This is a genomic window from Paenibacillus taiwanensis DSM 18679, assembly GCF_000425125.1.
Lineage (GTDB): Bacteria > Bacillota > Bacilli > Paenibacillales > Paenibacillaceae > Paenibacillus_B > Paenibacillus_B taiwanensis.
Genome location: NZ_AULE01000023.1, coordinates 143,398 through 161,204, shown reverse-complemented (window position 1 = coordinate 161,204; position 17,807 = coordinate 143,398). Strand labels below are relative to the sequence as shown.

Annotated in this window: 17 protein-coding genes and 1 pseudogene; 4 read left to right on the top strand and 14 right to left on the bottom strand. The window is 44.0% G+C overall.

Translation table 11 applies throughout. The features are described from left to right. Positions 1-412: 412 nt before the first annotated feature. The 3 genes from H509_RS0102950 to H509_RS24090 all read right to left on the bottom strand — a co-directional run bounded on the left by H509_RS0102950 (position 413) and on the right by H509_RS24090 (position 3,442). Positions 413-1,681: an ammonium transporter gene (locus H509_RS0102950; RefSeq protein WP_028543753.1), complete on the bottom strand. Its 1,269-nt coding sequence runs from the start codon at positions 1,679-1,681 to the stop codon at positions 413-415. Between the two features lie 456 nt (positions 1,682-2,137). Continuing rightward, positions 2,138-2,785 (bottom strand): TVP38/TMEM64 family protein, encoded by a 648-nt coding sequence (locus tag H509_RS0102945; RefSeq protein ID WP_028543752.1) that lies wholly within the window; start codon positions 2,783-2,785, stop codon positions 2,138-2,140. A gap of 315 nt (positions 2,786-3,100) precedes the next feature. Continuing rightward, on the bottom strand, positions 3,101-3,442 hold the full coding sequence (locus H509_RS24090) for a winged helix-turn-helix transcriptional regulator (RefSeq protein WP_051286777.1): 342 nt from the start codon (positions 3,440-3,442) through the stop codon (positions 3,101-3,103). Positions 3,443-3,570: 128 nt separating this feature from the next. Between H509_RS24090 and H509_RS0102935 the strand changes: the two genes are divergently transcribed. From H509_RS0102935 to H509_RS24085, 3 genes are all read left to right on the top strand, one after another. Then, on the top strand, positions 3,571-4,236 hold the full coding sequence (locus H509_RS0102935) for an NAD(P)H-dependent oxidoreductase (protein ID WP_028543751.1): 666 nt from the start codon (positions 3,571-3,573) through the stop codon (positions 4,234-4,236). A 199-nt stretch (positions 4,237-4,435) separates the two neighbouring features. Beyond that, a complete protein-coding gene (locus tag H509_RS0102930; RefSeq protein ID WP_028543750.1) occupies positions 4,436-5,524 on the top strand; it encodes a chymotrypsin family serine protease in 1,089 nt (362 codons plus the stop codon). A 420-nt stretch (positions 5,525-5,944) separates the two neighbouring features. Then, complete coding sequence (locus H509_RS24085; RefSeq protein ID WP_157277420.1) at positions 5,945-8,317, top strand: fibronectin type III domain-containing protein; 2,373 nt, start codon at positions 5,945-5,947, stop codon at positions 8,315-8,317. A 91-nt stretch (positions 8,318-8,408) separates the two neighbouring features. Here the strand turns inward: H509_RS24085 and H509_RS0102920 are convergent, their stop codons facing one another. After that, positions 8,409-10,709 carry an ATP-dependent DNA helicase gene (locus H509_RS0102920; RefSeq protein WP_028543749.1) on the bottom strand — a complete coding sequence of 767 codons (2,301 nt, stop codon included), beginning with the start codon at positions 10,707-10,709 and terminating at the stop codon, positions 8,409-8,411. Between the two features lie 137 nt (positions 10,710-10,846). After that, on the bottom strand, positions 10,847-11,314 hold the full coding sequence (locus H509_RS0102915; protein ID WP_028543748.1) for a GNAT family N-acetyltransferase: 468 nt from the start codon (positions 11,312-11,314) through the stop codon (positions 10,847-10,849). Between the two features lie 251 nt (positions 11,315-11,565). On the opposite strand from H509_RS0102915, the gene H509_RS24080 reads away from it, so the two are divergent. Further along, entirely contained in the window at positions 11,566-12,048 is a 483-nt protein-coding gene (locus H509_RS24080; RefSeq protein ID WP_036695959.1) for a GyrI-like domain-containing protein, read from the top strand. Positions 12,049-12,115: 67 nt separating this feature from the next. Here the strand turns inward: H509_RS24080 and H509_RS0102905 are convergent, their stop codons facing one another. The 9 genes and pseudogenes from H509_RS0102905 to H509_RS24075 all read right to left on the bottom strand — a co-directional run bounded on the left by H509_RS0102905 (position 12,116) and on the right by H509_RS24075 (position 17,694). Next, complete coding sequence (locus H509_RS0102905; RefSeq protein WP_028543747.1) at positions 12,116-12,919, bottom strand: ABC transporter permease subunit; 804 nt, start codon at positions 12,917-12,919, stop codon at positions 12,116-12,118. A gap of 58 nt (positions 12,920-12,977) precedes the next feature. Then, complete coding sequence (locus H509_RS0102900) at positions 12,978-13,775, bottom strand: ABC transporter permease subunit (RefSeq protein WP_028543746.1); 798 nt, start codon at positions 13,773-13,775, stop codon at positions 12,978-12,980. Positions 13,776-13,781: 6 nt separating this feature from the next. Then, positions 13,782-14,672 (bottom strand): ABC transporter ATP-binding protein, encoded by an 891-nt coding sequence (locus tag H509_RS0102895; protein WP_036695955.1) that lies wholly within the window; start codon positions 14,670-14,672, stop codon positions 13,782-13,784. Between the two features lie 26 nt (positions 14,673-14,698). Further along, complete coding sequence (locus H509_RS0102890) at positions 14,699-15,325, bottom strand: TetR/AcrR family transcriptional regulator (RefSeq protein ID WP_028543744.1); 627 nt, start codon at positions 15,323-15,325, stop codon at positions 14,699-14,701. Between the two features lie 109 nt (positions 15,326-15,434). Further along, positions 15,435-15,647 carry a hypothetical protein gene (locus H509_RS0102885; protein WP_028543743.1) on the bottom strand — a complete coding sequence of 71 codons (213 nt, stop codon included), beginning with the start codon at positions 15,645-15,647 and terminating at the stop codon, positions 15,435-15,437. An 11-nt stretch (positions 15,648-15,658) separates the two neighbouring features. Then, positions 15,659-15,796 (bottom strand): hypothetical protein, encoded by a 138-nt coding sequence (locus H509_RS27470; RefSeq protein ID WP_157277418.1) that lies wholly within the window; start codon positions 15,794-15,796, stop codon positions 15,659-15,661. Between the two features lie 251 nt (positions 15,797-16,047). Further along, positions 16,048-16,113 (bottom strand): annotated as a pseudogene (locus H509_RS28725) (SF0329 family protein); the annotation flags it as partial. Between the two features lie 225 nt (positions 16,114-16,338). Then, positions 16,339-16,584 carry a DUF3006 domain-containing protein gene (locus H509_RS0102870; RefSeq protein WP_051286775.1) on the bottom strand — a complete coding sequence of 82 codons (246 nt, stop codon included), beginning with the start codon at positions 16,582-16,584 and terminating at the stop codon, positions 16,339-16,341. Positions 16,585-16,653: 69 nt separating this feature from the next. Further along, on the bottom strand, positions 16,654-17,694 hold the full coding sequence (locus H509_RS24075) for a ComEC/Rec2 family competence protein (protein ID WP_051286774.1): 1,041 nt from the start codon (positions 17,692-17,694) through the stop codon (positions 16,654-16,656). Positions 17,695-17,807 lie beyond the last annotated feature (113 nt).

Sequence of the window (17,807 nt, the reverse complement as noted above, 5' to 3'; positions counted from 1 at the left end):
TAGCAGTTCCTACAAAGGCTCGCCAGTCATTTAGAGGTGCATTAGGGAAAGTAACCATTATTGTACTACTGGCATCGCTGCTTGTCTCATTTATTATATTCAACTTAATCATGATCGTTATTGGTGGATCTACGGATCAAGATGTTCTCAATATCTTGGCTTTAACTATGTCTATCCAGTTATCCACGATAATAGCTATACAAATTTCGCAAAAGAGGAAATGAAATTAGTTGTATTTTTCGATAATACATTCAATGTCCTAACACATTCTTTGCCCTCTAATTTAACCGTATATCAATATGTGTCATTGGAACAAAAAAAGACGGGATATCGCCAGACTTCACCGACATCCCCGTCCTGTAAATAGAACGTGCATAATGATTTGGAAATATATAATATAACCTCATTTATTTTAACGATGAGTAGTTACACCTTTCATCTGCTCTGGATAGCCATAAGAGCCATGTTCGCTCATATCCAGTCCAACCAGTTCTTCTTCCTCTGTAACCCGAAGACCCATCACTGACTTCATAATAGCAAGGACAACATACGACGCTGTGAAAGCAAATGCGGCACATACCGCAACACCCATTGCCTGAACTCCCAATTGCTCCAGTCCACCGCCATAGAACAAGCCTGGCTTGCCTACACCTACTTGATCCACCAGCTCAGGTGTAGCAAACAGACCATTGGATAAGGTCCCCCATACGCCAGCCATCCCGTGAACGGACAAGGCGTAGATTGGGTCATCAATGCCTAACTTGTCAAACATTCGCATACTGCCGTATACGAGTAACCCTGCAACTAGACCGATGACGATAGCTGCCCACGACTCCACAAAAGCACATGAGGCAGTGATCGCAACAAGCCCCGCTAAAGCTCCATTAAGCATAGTAGGGATATCAGCTTTGCCCATGAGCACCCAAGAGATCAACAGAGCAGCAGCAGCTCCAGCTGCCGCGCCCAACTGCGTATTCACAGCTATAAATCCGAAAAAGCTGCCATCCCCAGCCGTAATCGTACTGCCTGCATTAAAACCAAACCAACCGATCCACAACAGCATGACACCCAAGGTCGTAAACACCTGATTATGCCCTGGAATCTCATTAGGCTTACCAGATGGATGATATTTGCCGAGACGCGGCTTCAGTAATATAGTTGCGGCTAATGCTGCCATTGCCCCTGTTAAGTGCACGACAGTTGAGCCCGCATAGTCTTGCTTCCCATGCTCGGCAAGCCAGCCGCCACCCCATATCCAATGCGCAATAACTGGATAAATAATAGCAGAGAAAATTACAGCAAAGATCAGATATACAGAAAGCTTCGCCCTTTCCGCAAAGCCTCCCCAAGCAACGGACATTGAGATGGCAGCAAAAGCTAATTGGAACATAAACATAACTGTCGGTGCCACCACGCTCCCATCTGGCACATCTTTCATATCAAACGCAAAGAAATCTCCCCAGCCTATTATGGGGCCCCCATGTGTACCAAAAATAAAGGCATAACCCACCGCCCAAAATACCAGCGACACAATTCCTACTGAAAAGACGGTTTTACCTGCAATATGACCCGCATTTTTCATTTGTGTAGAACCCGCTTCCAGCATAATGAACCCGCACTGCATAAATAACACCAATATTGCCCCCAACATTGTCCATATTGCGCTAGTTCCTAACTCCATCCTGACCAGTCCTTTCGCAATCTAATATGATGTTATATTTCTTGCATTTGTTCACAACTAGAAGCAAAACCATTCATAATGTCATGTTTTATAACATGCTTAATTCATTTTCTTAGTATTTTAAAGACACACCTTATTAATGTCAATATATATAACATCAATTTTTGAATTTATTATTTTTTAACCTTAACACGTTTTATTTGTTGAATTTATTAAGTAAAAACCTTTAATAACGCTATTCAAATCAAATAAGCGCAGAACAAATGTAATATTATCTTACATACATTACGTCAAATGTGATGTTTTTTATGTTTCTCTCCGCTCTTCAAATCCTGATACAGGAAACCAAGCTGAAGCTCCGCAGACAGCAAATAGCCCGGGGAGCAAGTACATCTACTCTCCGGGCTGCTTCATATAAATCTAATGGCACTCAGAAGGTCGGCATCCCACCACCCATTATATGGATTGGCGTTGCTCGGCTACAGCCGACTTTGCCTCCTGATGTTTGGTTGTAGCTTTAGTAAAACGAGCTTCAATCTTTTTGCTAATAAATAACGATATGCCTACAAATAATACAACGTATATAAGCTCTATCGGATGGTAAACAAATCTTTCCAGATCGTGTCCAATAATCGAAACAGAGAATACCATCAATGCTTTCCCGAATACAATCGCAATCAAGTATGAGCGGAGCCGCATCTGCGCGATCGCAGCTACCATATTAATAATTACAAACGGTCCTACTGGGAAAATACTTAGTAAAAACACATAACTAAAAGCATTGTGACGTACCCACAGCATCGCTTTCTGTACTTTGGGCTTTTGTGACCAGCGTTCCACGTACCGATGCCCTGCTAGTTTACGTATGATTAGAAAGGTAACCAAACATCCACTTACAATGCCAATCCAGGAATAAAGAAATCCCAGCCACAATCCGTATACAGCAGCGTTCACACCTACGATAATCATCGTCGGGAGTGGGGGGATAAATGATTTCATAAATGTCAGCAAAATGCCGGGGAGCGGTCCAAAGGAACGGAACGTTTCCATAAATGCCGTCAAATGTTCTTCTGTCAAATAAGAAGCAATATCCGCTATTACCATAAATGAGCACCTACACCCTCTACTGCACAACCCGCTGTCGACATGCCTCAACCCGTCCTTTATATATAAGCTATTATGTGTAAAGTTGTTGTTATGTGACCTTTGCACTAGCATACCATAAATAATGAAATGAACGGTTTGGTTCCAGAAAAAAGAAGAAGCAAAACGGATACGTTCGCTTCACAAGTTCATCCTTTATTCATAATTTTAAACACACTATATTATTACATTCCTTACACAAAAGTTAATAAGTCTGCGCCACAATCGCTCCCTATTTCCTCACACAGGTCCGCTTTAGTATGCTGCTCTAAGCTATTATAAATAAATATCTCTATTTTGTTTGCCCCAATCTCGCATTAGTAGAATGATGGGCACCAACGTTCGACCAAGCTGCGTTAAGGAATATTCCACCTTCGGGGGAACCTGGTGGTATACTTCTCGATGAATAATGCCGTCCGCTTCAAGCTCTCGGAGTTGAAGTGTCAGCATTCGTTGTGTAATATTAGGGCAGATCCGACGAAATTCATTAAATCGTTTCTCACCGTCGATCAGATGATACAGCAATACCCCTTTCCACTTTCCACCAATAACATCCAATGTCAATTCCACCGGACATCCTGCCACTTCCTGATTTAAGCCGTTACGTTCTTTAGCCATATAGTACCTCCTGAAGTATATAAATTGATACTACATATCAAAATTGTGCGTACTTACTAAAAGTAACTATACACGTTATACTCCATTATGAGAACTATTGTTGTAAATAATATCGTGGAGGGAAACCGATGAATACGAAAGAACAAATTTTAGAAGCTTATCGCTTTAGACACGCTTGCAAGCAGTTTGATGAGCAGCGGAAAATCAATGCGGACGATTTTGATTTTATTTTGGAGACGGGACGATTATCCCCAAGCTCCTTTGGCTTTGAGCCTTGGAAATTCGTTGTAGTACAAAACAACGACCTCCGCGATCAATTAAAAACAGTGACCTGGGGGGCGCAACGCCAACTTCCCACATCGAGTCACTTCGTCATTCTATTAGCACGAACAGCCCCTTACATGGCTGCTCAATCAACTCATATCCAAAAGATGATGACCGATATTCAACAGCTACCTCCTGAAGCGGTGCAATCTAAGGGCAGCATGTATCATAACTTCCTGCAAGACGATTTTAAGCTGCTCGGGAACGACAGAGCTATGTTTGAATGGGCATGTAGGCAGACGTACATCGCACTCGGAAACATGATGACTGCGGCTGCACAGATTGGCATTGATTCTTGTCCTATTGAAGGATTTGACAAGGAGAAGGTGGAAGCCATTTTAAGAGAAGAAGGAATCATTATAGGAGATGAATTCGGGGTTTCTTGTATGGTCGCCTTCGGTTATCGTGTCAGTGATCCCCGCCCTAAAACTCGTCAAGCAATTAAACAAGTGGTTCAGTGGGTCAAATAAACTATCATTTCTTAACGGGACACCATTTGGACGGGTGTCTCTTTCTTTGTTCATTAATTACCTTTCTCTAAAAGCCAAGTATAATACGCTTGTATCGGGCTTCTGTAGACGGGTATCCCCAAATTAGTCAAAACGCCTAGTCCCTCGCCTAATGACATCGCATAAAATAGGATGGAATTTCAACGAAAAGAGGGAACCTATGGCCAGCTTTCATGAAGCCTATAAAGCCAAAACACGTTTGGCACCGGCTTATCTTAAGAAAAAAGGAATTGTAGGCATCGGTGTGGGTTATGCGAATCCTACTAAGCCAAGTAAGGGTGCAAGTGTCATTGTGTATACGGCGAAAGCATCCGCCGCAGCGAAGCTTTCCATACCTAGTGCCGTAACGACTGGCAGTGGAGGTTCATCCGTTTCTGTACCTATACGAGTTATCGTGTCGGGTCACATCAAAGCCAACAAAGCTGCGATCAGTCAATTACGCGATCGCGTCCGCCCCGTACCCGCCGGCTACAGTGTCGGGTACCCGAGTATTCCAGGTTCCGGCGGTGTGTCCGGAACAGCTGGCCTGATCGTGATTAACAATCCGCAGCGAAACCAACTGCTAATTTGCAGCAACAACCACGTGCTCAATCGCAACAATACTGCGGGATACACCGAAACGATTCAGCCAGGAGCCGCAGACGGCGGAAATTCTGTCACGGATCGGATAGGGCGACTCGAACGGTTTATACAACTACAGCGAAACGCCGCCAACTTCCTCGATGCAGCCACCTCCATTCCGCTGAGCAATAGCCTCCTAGATCCCCGTTATGCAGGTGTCGGTGTCATACCTGGCCACTTGCTAACCTATCGCGTTGGTGAACGTTTCAAGAAGTCAGGCCGCACAACAGGCTTTGTCAGAGGCACGGTTGAATCCGTAAATTCAGACTTTAATGTGGATTACGGCAGCTACGGCGGGCTAGGCACTATATTGTTCCGCAATCAAACAGTCGTACTAGGCAGCTCTGCTGTATCTTTGCCAGGCGATTCGGGTTCTGTATGGCTGCGAGACAATGACAACTTTGCTGCCGCCGTCAATTATGCTTCCACTTCTAACGGTCTGCGCTCCATCAGCTATCCTTTTAACTGGTTTGCTCAAGCATTTAATGTGCTCGTAGCCAGACCAGCACGTTTAACCGGACGTGTAAAAGGCAAGCGACAGAGCAGCCCCGCTTATGCCCAACCACTCACAGCAAAGCAGTTATCCAGCATCAAGATCGTCAGAGCTCGACGCGCACGGCGAAGATAGAAACATCAAGAGTGAAACTGCATCGCCTCACTTTTACGTTTCAGCTCTGACGTTTTATCCCTGAGTTCCTTCTACTGGAATGTACCCTTTATACAAGGGCACTCTTTGCTTGTGTTTGCAGAGGCTGAGTGGTCCTTGTATAAAGGGGACAGAGTCAGTAATAAATACTAACTACTAACTCGCACTTCTTCCAACATATCAGGGACAAAACCTTTCCTTAATCGCAAGATATGTAAGTATCTGGTTGAATAATAAAAACATTAATGCCATTAAATGTTTAGACATAAATTAAATTGCGTGATATTTTAGTTAAGAATTCATTATTATCCCATATAAATCTTATATAAGAATTTAATCAAATTTAATGAAAAAAAATAATTAATTGGGATTATTTTAATTACCATTATTGGAGGAAATCAAGTGAAGAAATTTAGTTTATCCTTATTTTTTGTTACCCTGTTTACTTTTATTTCGATAGCTTCTGTTCAAGCTGCACCAAGTAAATATACAGATGGTCTCTTAGACAATGTTCCGATTCAGATTGGCGCTAAGGTCGGACAACCTTCCATTAACGATATGACTCAAATGACAGATGGTGACCCAACTACCATAGGATACCTTAGATCACAATTAGCTTGGCACACCTTTGCTTCACCACAAAACATTACATCTGTCATGATGTACGGCAACAAAAGTGCCGTTATAGAATTTTTCGATGCCAATAACAAGTTTATAGATTCCTACAAAACACTAAACATTAACGGTATTGAAACACTTCCCAAAGTTGCTGAAAATGTATCAATGGTCGTCCTTAAGGGGGATTCTTACACAGCTGTATATGAGTGGAATGTATTTTCCAGCCCATCTGTTGCACCAAACCCAACAACTATTAATTGGATACAAGGCGGAGATAAGAGCGTGTACCTAGAGTGGGATAACACTGGGGCAAAATCTTACAACGTGAAACGTCATACTTCCTCTGGTGGTCCATTCACTACTGTAGGTTCAGTATCTGGTACTTCTTATACCGAGAAGGTCCCTACAAATGGCATTTCTTATTTTTATGTAGTATCTGCTGTAAACGAAGCTGGAGAAAGTCCTAATTCTCCTGAACGCAGTATTAAACCAGATGCAACAAAGTATACGGGTGGATTGTTGGACGGGATTGCTTTAAGTGTCGGTCATGATGTAAAACAACCATTACGTAAAGCTCGTGAGATCACCGATAACAATGCAAATACATATCAGTACATGAATCAACAGCTTGGATCTATGACATGGCATTCCTTTGCTGATCCGGTTGATATATCGTCTGTCATCCTGAGCACTTCCGTCCCAAAAGCAACCATCGAATTTTATAATAAAGAAAACGGATTGATTGACACTTATAAATCACTAAGTATCGATGGTATGCAGTCACTTCCAAAAATTATGAAAGACGTTTCCTCTGTCGTTCTCAAACTCGACTCTAACGGTCGTGTTGATGAGTGGAATGTATTCTCATCTCCATCCGTAGCACCCAATCCAACTACTATTAGCTGGATACATGGCGGGGACAAAATCGTTTATCTAGAGTGGGCTGATACTGGGGCAAAAACATATAACGTGAAACGCGCCACATCCAAAAGCGGACCATATGCCCCACTAGTATCCGGGCTGTCAGGTACTTCATACTACGATAAGTCAGTAACTAATGGTACTACTTATTATTATGTTGTATCCTCTTTAAATGAGGCAGGAGAAAGCACAAACTCTCCTGAACGCAGCATTAAGCCAGATGCCACCAAATATACAGGTGGATTATTAGATGGACTTGCTTTAAATGTAGGAAAAGATGTGGCTAAATCGCTACTTATGACGCGCGAGATGACAGATAACAATACAACTTCAGGCCAGTATCTTAATGCTAGCATCGGAACGCTTGCTTGGTACTCTTTTAATAATCCAGTAGAGGTTACTTCCTCTATATTAAATTCAACTGACATTAAAGCTACCATGGAATTTTATGATGATAAAAACAACTTGGTGTACTCTCACCACCCTGTCGAAAATGACAAATTAGAAACACTGCCAAATAAAGTAGAAAAGGTAAAAATGGTAGTATTAAAAGCTAATTCTGCTATGAAAATTACGGAATGGAACGTTTTCGGTAAAGCAATTGAACAGCCAGTACCGGCACCACTCCACCTGACAGCTAAAGCAGGAGATAGCAAAGTCGTTCTAAATTGGAATGTCGTCAGCAATGCAGGTAGTTATAATCTTAAACGTAGCACAACAGCAGGTGGACCATACACAACAATTGCAACGGTTACCGGAAGTACCTATAGCTATTTAGATACGGCTGTATCCAACGGAACCACTTATTACTATGTCGTCACTGCTGTAAATACTGCAGGAGAAAGCGGAAATTCAAATGAAGCTTCCGCAACGCCTAAAACGGAGGTTGTAACCCCTCCTGGCCCAGGTGGAGAGGAACAAGCGGGCAATCGTGCTATTCTTCGTCTTGTGTTGAATAACAGCATTGAGAAAGAGTATGATCTTTCCATGGCAGAAGTAAATGCATTCATTACATGGTATGAAGTGCGCGCAACCGGTAAAGGTTCCGTAATGTATGCTATCGATAAACACAATAATAATAAAGGTCCGTTTAAAAATCGAAAGGACTATGTTTTCTTCGATAAAATTATTACATTTGAAGTGAACGGATACGATACGGCAGATTCTTCTGGCGGGAATAGTTCAGAAACGTCTAATGGCGGTAACCAAACGGATCCTAATCCCGAGGAGTATTAAAATTTAATTGAAAATCATAATAATAAGGCTGAGTGGATTATCCGCTCAGCCTTATTATTATGGGAAGGTATCAAATATTAAATCGATCATACTAATTCCTTACATGTAACACGGTGTAATTACGCCATTCCTCTGGCAACAAGCTTCTATAGTGCCCCTGCAAATATCGGTCATCTACCAGCATCAGCATCCCCCGATCCTGCTCCGATCGAATGAGTCTGCCACCGGCTTGAAGCACCTTATTCATACCAGGGTAGACATAAGCATAATCATACCCGTGCTTGCCCATCCCATTAAAAAAATGACGCAAAATATCCCGCTCCACCCCAAGCTGTGGCAGCCCTACGCCAACGACGACGACTCCAGTCAAGCGATCTCCAACCAGATCAATGCCTTCTGAGAATATGCCGCCCATCACCGCAAACCCAACCAATGTACGGCCATTGTCAGGCTGAAACGCGCTCAAATACTGCTCTCGTTCCTCTTCCGTCATATCCATCTGCTGCACGATCACATCCACATCTGGACGGTTTTCTGCTGCAAACATCTCATATACGAGATTCATATAAGCATAGGAAGGGAAAAAGAACAAATAGTTGCCCTGCCGCCTCTCCACCAACTGGTGAAGCTGCTGCGTAATCCCCTCTTTTGTTCGCTCCCTGTCAGCATAACGAGTAGACACGGGAAGTACGGATACTTCCAACTGCTCCGCAGAAAATGGGGTGGCAAGAGACAACGAATAGTCCTCCTCGCCAGCTCCTAGCATATCCCTGTAGTAAGCGATTGGAGACAACGTGGCCGAAAAGTAAATATGCGCGCGAAATCCTTTCCCCATCTGATGGAGCAAATAAGAGGGGTCCAGACAAAACAACTTTAACCGTACCTCGCTTCGCTCTAATTCGGCATAAGCAACATATTTTTCATCAAACAACTTTCCGATTCGAACAAAGCTTTGTGACGCAAAATACGTATCCAACAGCAGCGGACTCGTATCTGCGTTACCAGATGATGCAAGCTGCCTCTCTGCCTGTATGACAAAAGCCGCTACCAATGTTACTAATTCCTCCGGCAATTCTTTCTCTACACGACATTTCTCGTCACTCAGCTTGCGAAACCGCACAAAATAGTCATTAATCGCTTTGGCAGACTGATAAATCTCTGCATTGACCGTCTTAAACTCCCTTTGTAAAGCAAGAAAAGCCGACTTGACTAAAGTGCTCGAGAACATTTCCCGGGCGCGATCAACCAAGTTGTGGGCTTCATCCACTAACAAAGCAGTTTCATTTCTGCGTTCTGCCAACATTCTCTTTAAAGAGATACGCGGATCAAAAATATAATTGTAATCCCCTATCACCACATCCGCCACATAAGCAGCATCCAATGACAGCTCAAAAGGGCACAGACGGTGCTTTCGTGCGTAATGTTCAATGACCGTGCGTGTCATCAACGTCTCTTGGGAGAGCATATCCAATAGACCCGCATTTAATCGGTCATAGTAGCCATCTGCATAGGGACAATCTTCCTTCCGACAGCTCATCTCCGCTTGAAAACATATTTTCTCCTTGGCCGTCAGCGTCACACTATGCACCACAAGGCCATTTGTACGCAAATGGGCAAACGCATCCTCTGCCGCTGTACGTGTAATCGTCTTGGCCGTCAAATAAAACAGCTGCTCAAGCAACCCTTGTCCTATTGCTTTAATAGCCGGAAATATCGTCGAGATCGTCTTGCCTATTCCGGTAGGTGCTCTGACATACAGCGATACGCCTTCTTCAATCGTACGATACACAGCACCTGCCAGCCTGCGTTGGCCTGCCCGATAAGTATTAAACGGAAATGTTAATTGCTCGATACTTTTATTCCTGCTGTATCTGTGCTGATTCAGTAAATCGGCATAAGGTGCATACTGCCCCAATATATCCTGTATCCACTGCTCCAATTCACCATATGTAGCTTCCTGAACAAAGTGCTTTTGCTGCTCCGTATCTACCTGTACATAGGTCAACTGAATCCGCATCCGATCTACTTGATGCTCCTTTGCGTACATAAAGGCATAACACTTCGCCTGCGCCCAATGGACAGGATACGCATCTGCTGTAAGCTGACCGATATCCTTTGCAGTAGATTTGATCTCATCTATGGTCAACTGACCGTCTTGTACAAGCAAGCCGTCACATCGCCCCTCGATGCCAAACAAATACTTACCATAAGGAATCTCGGTGTATAAATGTACTTCCTTCTGATCTTGCTCCCCATAATTGCGTTGTATCTTCTGATGCGCTTTCGTACCTTCTGCCAGCGTACTTGTCGTCCGAAAGCCCGCATCAATGCTTCCGCTGCGATATACATATTCAACCAACGTTCTTACAGCTATATAAATCAAGCTCGGCATGATATCACCTATCGTTGTGTAGTGGAGAACATTTGTTCTTCATTTTACCACGACCGTTGGCAGTAAGATACAACGACAAAAGTTTCGGGCGCCTTCTTCTTCATTTGTTGAGCAGCAGCGTTAATTTAGTACACCTCTTACAAGTCTTGAGATAAACGCACCATATCCCTGCATTGGATTTCATTTTCGAAAATAGGCTCCGGATAATGCCGGACGAAGAAATTGTGATCGATGCCCACAATGCGGAACCCGCATTTCTGATAAAGTGCAAGCTGACCAATGCTCGAATTGCCAGTTCCCAACTCCACCGTGCTGTAGCCTAATGATTTAGCCGTCTCAAGGGCGTGCCGCACTAGACATTTTCCGATGCCTTTACCATGATGCTCTTCAGCAACTGCCACATTAACAAGCTCTACCGTAGACGGTCTTGTTGGCAACAGTACGTACACTCCGACAACGTCCTTGTTGTTATGTTCAGTGTTCTGTTCTGCTATGTAACAATGGCCACGCTGGACATATTCCTCTACAATAGCACGCGAAGGATCTGCTAGCAGCAACAATTCCATTGGATATAATTCGTTTGTATTTAACTTGCGTATGTTCATGCTAAATCTCCTTTTTATGAAAAGTGGCATCTAATCCCGCTTTACTCGCATTTAAAATAGTATATAATTTACATATTCGTGCTGCTGTGCGCTCATCCTTCCCTACACAAATGCGTTCATTTACAAAAACCCTTCGGAAAGCGCATAGCATCGTAACATATTGCCGCACCCTCTGCCGTACGCCAATTGGAGGGCTCGCTTAAAGCCTTCCCTTGCGTGGCATTTCATCTATTTTGAAGGGAGATGAGGAAATGGAATACAAAGTAATCGATAAACCCGCTTTTCATGTCATTGGTAAGGCACTTCATACTACGACCAAAGATGGCGAAAACTTACGGCACATTCCTCAATTCTGGAAGCAATGCAACGAGGACGGAACATGCTGCCGACTAACCGAGCTTGAACCAACCCATCATTTGCTTGGAATTTGCACCGATTTTAAACCTGAAACAGGAGAGATGTATTATTGGATTGCTGTCGAAAGTAAGCAAGCGGTGGAGGATACGACTCTGGACTCTTATTTAATTCCAGCCTACACGTGGGCCGTTTTCCCTGCTTCAGGCGAGATGCCGCATGCGATGCAGCAGCTATGGGCCCGAATTTTCCAGGAATGGTTACCTGCTACCGGATATGAACATGCTGCCGGCCCTGAGTTAGAGGTATATTATCCGGGTAATCCCGCATCTGAAGACTATTCATTTGAAGTCTGGATTCCGATTAACAAAAAACAATAAACTAATAAACACGAGCAGATGGATAGCCGCCTTGGCCACCCAACCGCTCGTGTTCTACTGTACCATGCTACATATTCAAATCTCGCCTATTGTACCCCACATAGGTCAGCACCGAGCAAATACCTATAATTGCAACTGACAACCCTACAGAAACCTTAGATAAGCCGCCACCGTACATTACATTTTTAGCCTCAAAATATTTAAAGGGGGTTACGTAAGCCAACAGATCCAGCTTGCCGCTTAAATCTATCCCCAGCGCCAACATAAAAGTGACTAACAGGATCGCTGTTGACCAAGAGACTGCCCGCTTCGCATGACGACTATTTGCCGCAATCATAGCGCCTATCATAAGAAATAATAGCTGTAATATAAACATCCCTGCCATCATGAGTGCAATATCACCATTCACATACTCACCGTGACTGTAGTTGTTAACTATTACCACCGAGGAAATCCACATGACAAGACCAACCACCATTACGTTAACCAAAGCGGCTAGCAGCTTTGCCGTTAACACAAAGCTTCTGGAGACGGGCTTTACGAGCAAAAACTCAGCCGTCTTGTCTCGCTCTTCCTTCGAGATCATACTCGCACCAAGCATAGCTGCATGAATCGTAGCCATCATGAGCAAATACAAAAATAGCACCCCGTAGTACCCGCTTGCTTTTGATAAATCAAATGTGCCGATACCCAAAATGACCTGTAGTGACTTAGGCATATTAGCAACAAGCTCGTTCATTGACTGACCTGTTGCAGATACGGACATCCCCTCATACTTCCCCATTCCAGATATGATCATTACGATAATTCCGATACACCATATAAGCAATGACTTGCGCGTAGCCTTTAATTCCCGTCTAAATATATTCACCGTAGAACCCCCTCACGTACTTGTAAGTTCCTCGTGTCCAGTGGCGTCCTCGCATTATTTAAACCAAATCTACATCCCGCCTCATAAACACGATGTAACTAACTATGATCGACGTAACAGCGACAACCAGCCCCATCCATAGATATGAAACCTCGTATCCCGCATGCCGCACAATGTACGCAGCATCATAATATTTGAAGGGGGTTAATATACGCAGCTTATCCGCTCCCGTGGACGCGCCTAAAATGCCAATGAGAAAAAAACCAAACACAACTCCGAGCGATATGGACAAAACAGCTCTTATTTTGGGCGCAAGCACGGCTAACAGCATACCCAAAGAGAAAAATATGATTTGCACAAAAAACAGCGTCACGGACACCAACAATAATACAGTTAAATCAAACGAAGCTGCACTTACAAGTAAGGCTAGTGTACTGGCTGCACATAAATAAATCAGATTCGTTAGTACCAGCAAAGTACAAGCTGCAAGCAGCTTTGCTGTCAGGATGCTAGAACGCGCCACAGGTTTCGTTAGCAGGAAGTCCGCTGTTTTGTCGCGCCATTCCCTGGATATTATGGAAACCCCAAGAGTCATCGCCTGGATGGCCCCACACAATGTCACATACATAAACGTATAGGAATAAAACCCTAACAATGAAGTGATCGATTCAATTTGAATGCCTACCGCATGCAGAACAGACTCGGGCATACTTCTCAGCAGCGACTTAAACGACTCCGCATCATGCGTAAACGTCGGGAACATGGACAACATAAAAGCAGCCAGTGCCACCAACGCAGCAGTCCAAATCAGGGTGAACGAACGATACGCCTTTAATTCATAGCTATACATGTTCATTACGGGTCAGCCCTCCCGCTCATAATAATGCATAAAGATCTCTTCTAAATCCGGTTCCTCCAACCACAAATTGTTAATCTCGATTGCCGCAAGTTTGGCCGTTATTACATTCAGATTGCCTTTATATAAAAACTGGATCATTGAACCTTTAACCTCTAATTCATGCACCCCACTTAATTGAAAATAATGAAGCGGAATCGGAGCAGTTGTTTCCAGCTTAATTCTTTTGTAACTGTCTGCTTTCAGCACGCTCATCTTCTCCAGCTTTACGAGCTTTCCCTCCTTAATGATCGCCACGCGATCACATAAACGTTGGACCTCGCTCAAAATATGCGAGGAGAACAAAATGGTCGCCCCCTTCTTGTTTTCCTGCTCTAGCAGCTCAAAAAACGTTTGCTGCATTAACGGATCTAAGCCGCTCGTCGGCTCATCCAAAATGATCAGTTTCGGTTCATGCAACAACCCTTGTATGATGCCTACCTTCTTTTTATTGCCTAGCGACAAGTCATTGATCCTTTTGTTTAAGTCCAAATTCATACTATCAGCCAATTCCTTAATACGCGACCGGCAATCCTTCTTGTAGAAGCTTGCAGAATAGTTTAATAAGTCCTTCACTTTCATATGATCATAGTAAAATACTTCTGAAGGAAGATACCCGATCTCTTTGCGGATTTCCGTTCCATGCTGCACTGTATCCTTGCCGAAAATGGCTGCACTGCCGCTTGTAGGCTTAATTAGCCCTAGCAGCGTACGAATCGTGGTCGACTTTCCCGCTCCGTTAGGTCCAATAAATCCAAATATTTCACCTTGCTCGACCGTAAAGCTTAAATTGGAGATCCCTCTTGCACTGCCGTAAGCCTTCGTTAACTGGTTCAATTCAATTACACTTACGCTCATTTGTGACACTCCTCTCAGCATGCCCCTTATTGGCGATAGAAAGCTTGCTTTAATATGTGCATATATTGATCGATTTCTTCCATAACCTCATCCATGTTGATATCCTCATAACGATTTGCCTTCCACTTCTCCTGCTGCTGTAGCCCGAAGCCTTCCAACGCCCAAAAAATAATTTGGATTGCTCGTGTCACATCGATCCCTTCTTTAAATAAGCTATGGTCAATATTGTGGAAGATGGTGCTATAGCCACTAGCCATAAGCTCCTTATTGTAATGCTCTAACTCCGGTTTAATTTCGGCACAATTTTCAAAGTAGGCTGTTTTGAGGAAGTCAAATACGTCCGGGTACCTTTGAATCAGGTCAAACTTAAGCAGCACAGCTTGCCTCAGCTTCATAAAAATATCTTTCTCATCCCGGCTGAGCTTCGCCACAAACTCATTCATCAATTGTTCAACCGCATAACCATATAAGTAAAAAAACAACTCTTTCTTGTTGTTAAAATAATGAAACAGCAACCCTTTCGATATACCTGCCTCTTTTACAATCTCATTGGTAGAGGCTTGCTCATACCCCTGCTGTGAAAATACTTTCAGTGCTGCATTAATGATCCGTTCCTGCTTATCCATGCTTAGGTTAAGAAATTTTTCAATCATTTGATGTCCTCCACCGATATCGTTGACCACCACGGTCAATGTTAGTATATGCCAATTGACCACCGTGGTCAATGCCCTAATTATTTCGCTTGTGGACATGAAACCATTACTAGCGGCCTTCATCTCCAATACTCAACAAAAAAGGAGCTCTCCGAAAAGCCCCAAAATAAAAAAGTTGGGCAGAAAACGTAATGTTTTCCGTCCAACTTTGTTGGTGCTTATGCTCCTTTTGAAAAATTACGGAACGGATGCCCGCTACCTTCAACTGGCTTTCGGTCGCCATTTGTACATCGTAGCCCGGTATTAATTGACCGTTTTTCATGTGATCTTCCTTCATAAGCAAAAATACGCATAAACGTAGCGCTGCAAATCCACAAGCATCTGAGCTCGTTTATTTTCAATAGGAGTTAAAGTAGGTGCGAGCAGATGTTTGTTAACAGGCAGCTCTTCCATTGCTCCTAAAATGCGCACATTAAAAGACCTCGTTACAGCTTAGGTGCAGAGTGCACGGACATCGGTATGATGGTGCGGAAGCAGCGTGGAATACGTGACCGGACGAGAGATCCGTTATAGGGTGGATGCAAGGATTATTAGACTGCTTAGCGGACAAGGAGGTACGCTATTTGCGTATTTCGTGCCCGTTTGGCGGTAGTTTGGAGGCAATAGCGGATATCCTGTCTTGGCAGCTACACCAAAAGAATATTTTTACCGCACATAACGGATCGTCTGTCCACCAAAGCCAGAATATTCAACCAGATATCCTTGCTCTCTATGCTCTCCTCTAAAGATTTGTATTTCTTAAAGCGAACGTAGCGGCCATTCGGGCACTCGAACCGATCATTGTGCTCTTCATACGTCCAGTTCGAGGCATGCCGAATGTCCTTTTGTAACGACTTGTTTTCTCCTTCATATATTGTTAACATTCAACAAAAACGGGGCGTCCGTAGTCAGTTTAGACTGACTTTGAACTACACCTTTTACGAACCTACTCCAATACCCTTTAGTTACACTGCTTAATGCTCATCCTCAAATAACTCATCTACCATCTGCTCCGCCTCTTGACGCAGACGTGCCGTTCGTTCCTGATCCACACGAATCGCCCCATTCTCGATCACAACTGCATCTCCAGGACGTGCGTGTACAGGCAGTAGATGACGTTTTACCTCTTGCATATTACCATCCACCTCAATTACAGCCCATTCCTCTTCAAACCTGTCGATTACGCCAAAACGTGTTCCCTTCTTTTGTGAGTCACACATGCAATCCCTCCTAGTCACTTCATGCATTCATGTTCAGACTTGTCGGTGGAGATGCAAAACAAAGTATCCCTACGACCCCTTATCTGTCGTCATCCAGATTTCGTGCCCGTTGCTGTATGCCACAACGCTGCCCTGCTTGTCCGTTCGATACACGGAAGCTCCTGCTTTAGCTAGACGTTTCAAAATAACGTCGTGCGGATGGCCGTACTTGTTGCCAGTACCAGCGCTAATTACAGCATAGCGTGGCTTTACCGCATGTAAGAAAGCTTGGCTCGAAGAGGTGCGCGAACCGTGGTGGCCTACTTTCAGCACATCCGCAGCAAGCTTGAAGCCACTTGCCAACATATCTGCTTCCGACTCTTGCTCCGCATCTCCTGTAAACAGGAACGATGTATTCCCATACTCCAGCCGCAGAACCGCGCTCCACTCGTTAAAATGATCCCCATAACTGTTGACTGGCGCAGCAAAACTCGCCGTAACGCCATCTGATAACGGAAGGGAAGTACCTGATCGCGCAGCTTTAATCGTTAAGCCTTTGTGCTTCACTGCGTTCAGAAAGTCTTTATACGTTTGTGTGGTGTGCGCAACGCGAGGTGCATAGACACTTTTGACATCCAACTTATTTACGACAATATCCAGACCTCCGATATGATCCGCATCGGGATGAGTAGCAATGACCGCATCCAGTCGATCAATGCCAAGTTCCTTCAAATAATCAACCACAAGCTCACCTTTATTGTTTTGTCCCGCATCGATCAAGATCGTCTCACCTGAAGGCGTAACCACCAGTGTACTGTCGCCTTGGCCAACATCAAAAAAGTGGACCTCCAGCTTCTCGTCAGCTTCTCCGCTCGCCGGTTTCACCTTCGAAGCCGGAAGCCCCGTTTTTTGCGTCTGCGCACTTGAAGCCGCACGATGCCCATCGCTGGAATCCGCTGGAATATTCGCAATATATATGCCTACGAGCACAGCAGCCAGTACAAGCAGGTTTATGAGGACCGTTAATCCCTTTGATTGTTGTTTAGTGTTGCGTGCTGACTTACGCCCGCCTGATGTTGCACCGCTTGCTTTTTTACGACTAGCCTGCGTGTTAGATTTGTTGGGAGGCATTACGTTACCGACCTTTCTCTCTCATGATGTTATGCCTATCATAACAAATGTACATATCCGTATCTACGACAAAGAGAGCACTTCTATCGTGCCCTCCATCGTGCTATCCCGTC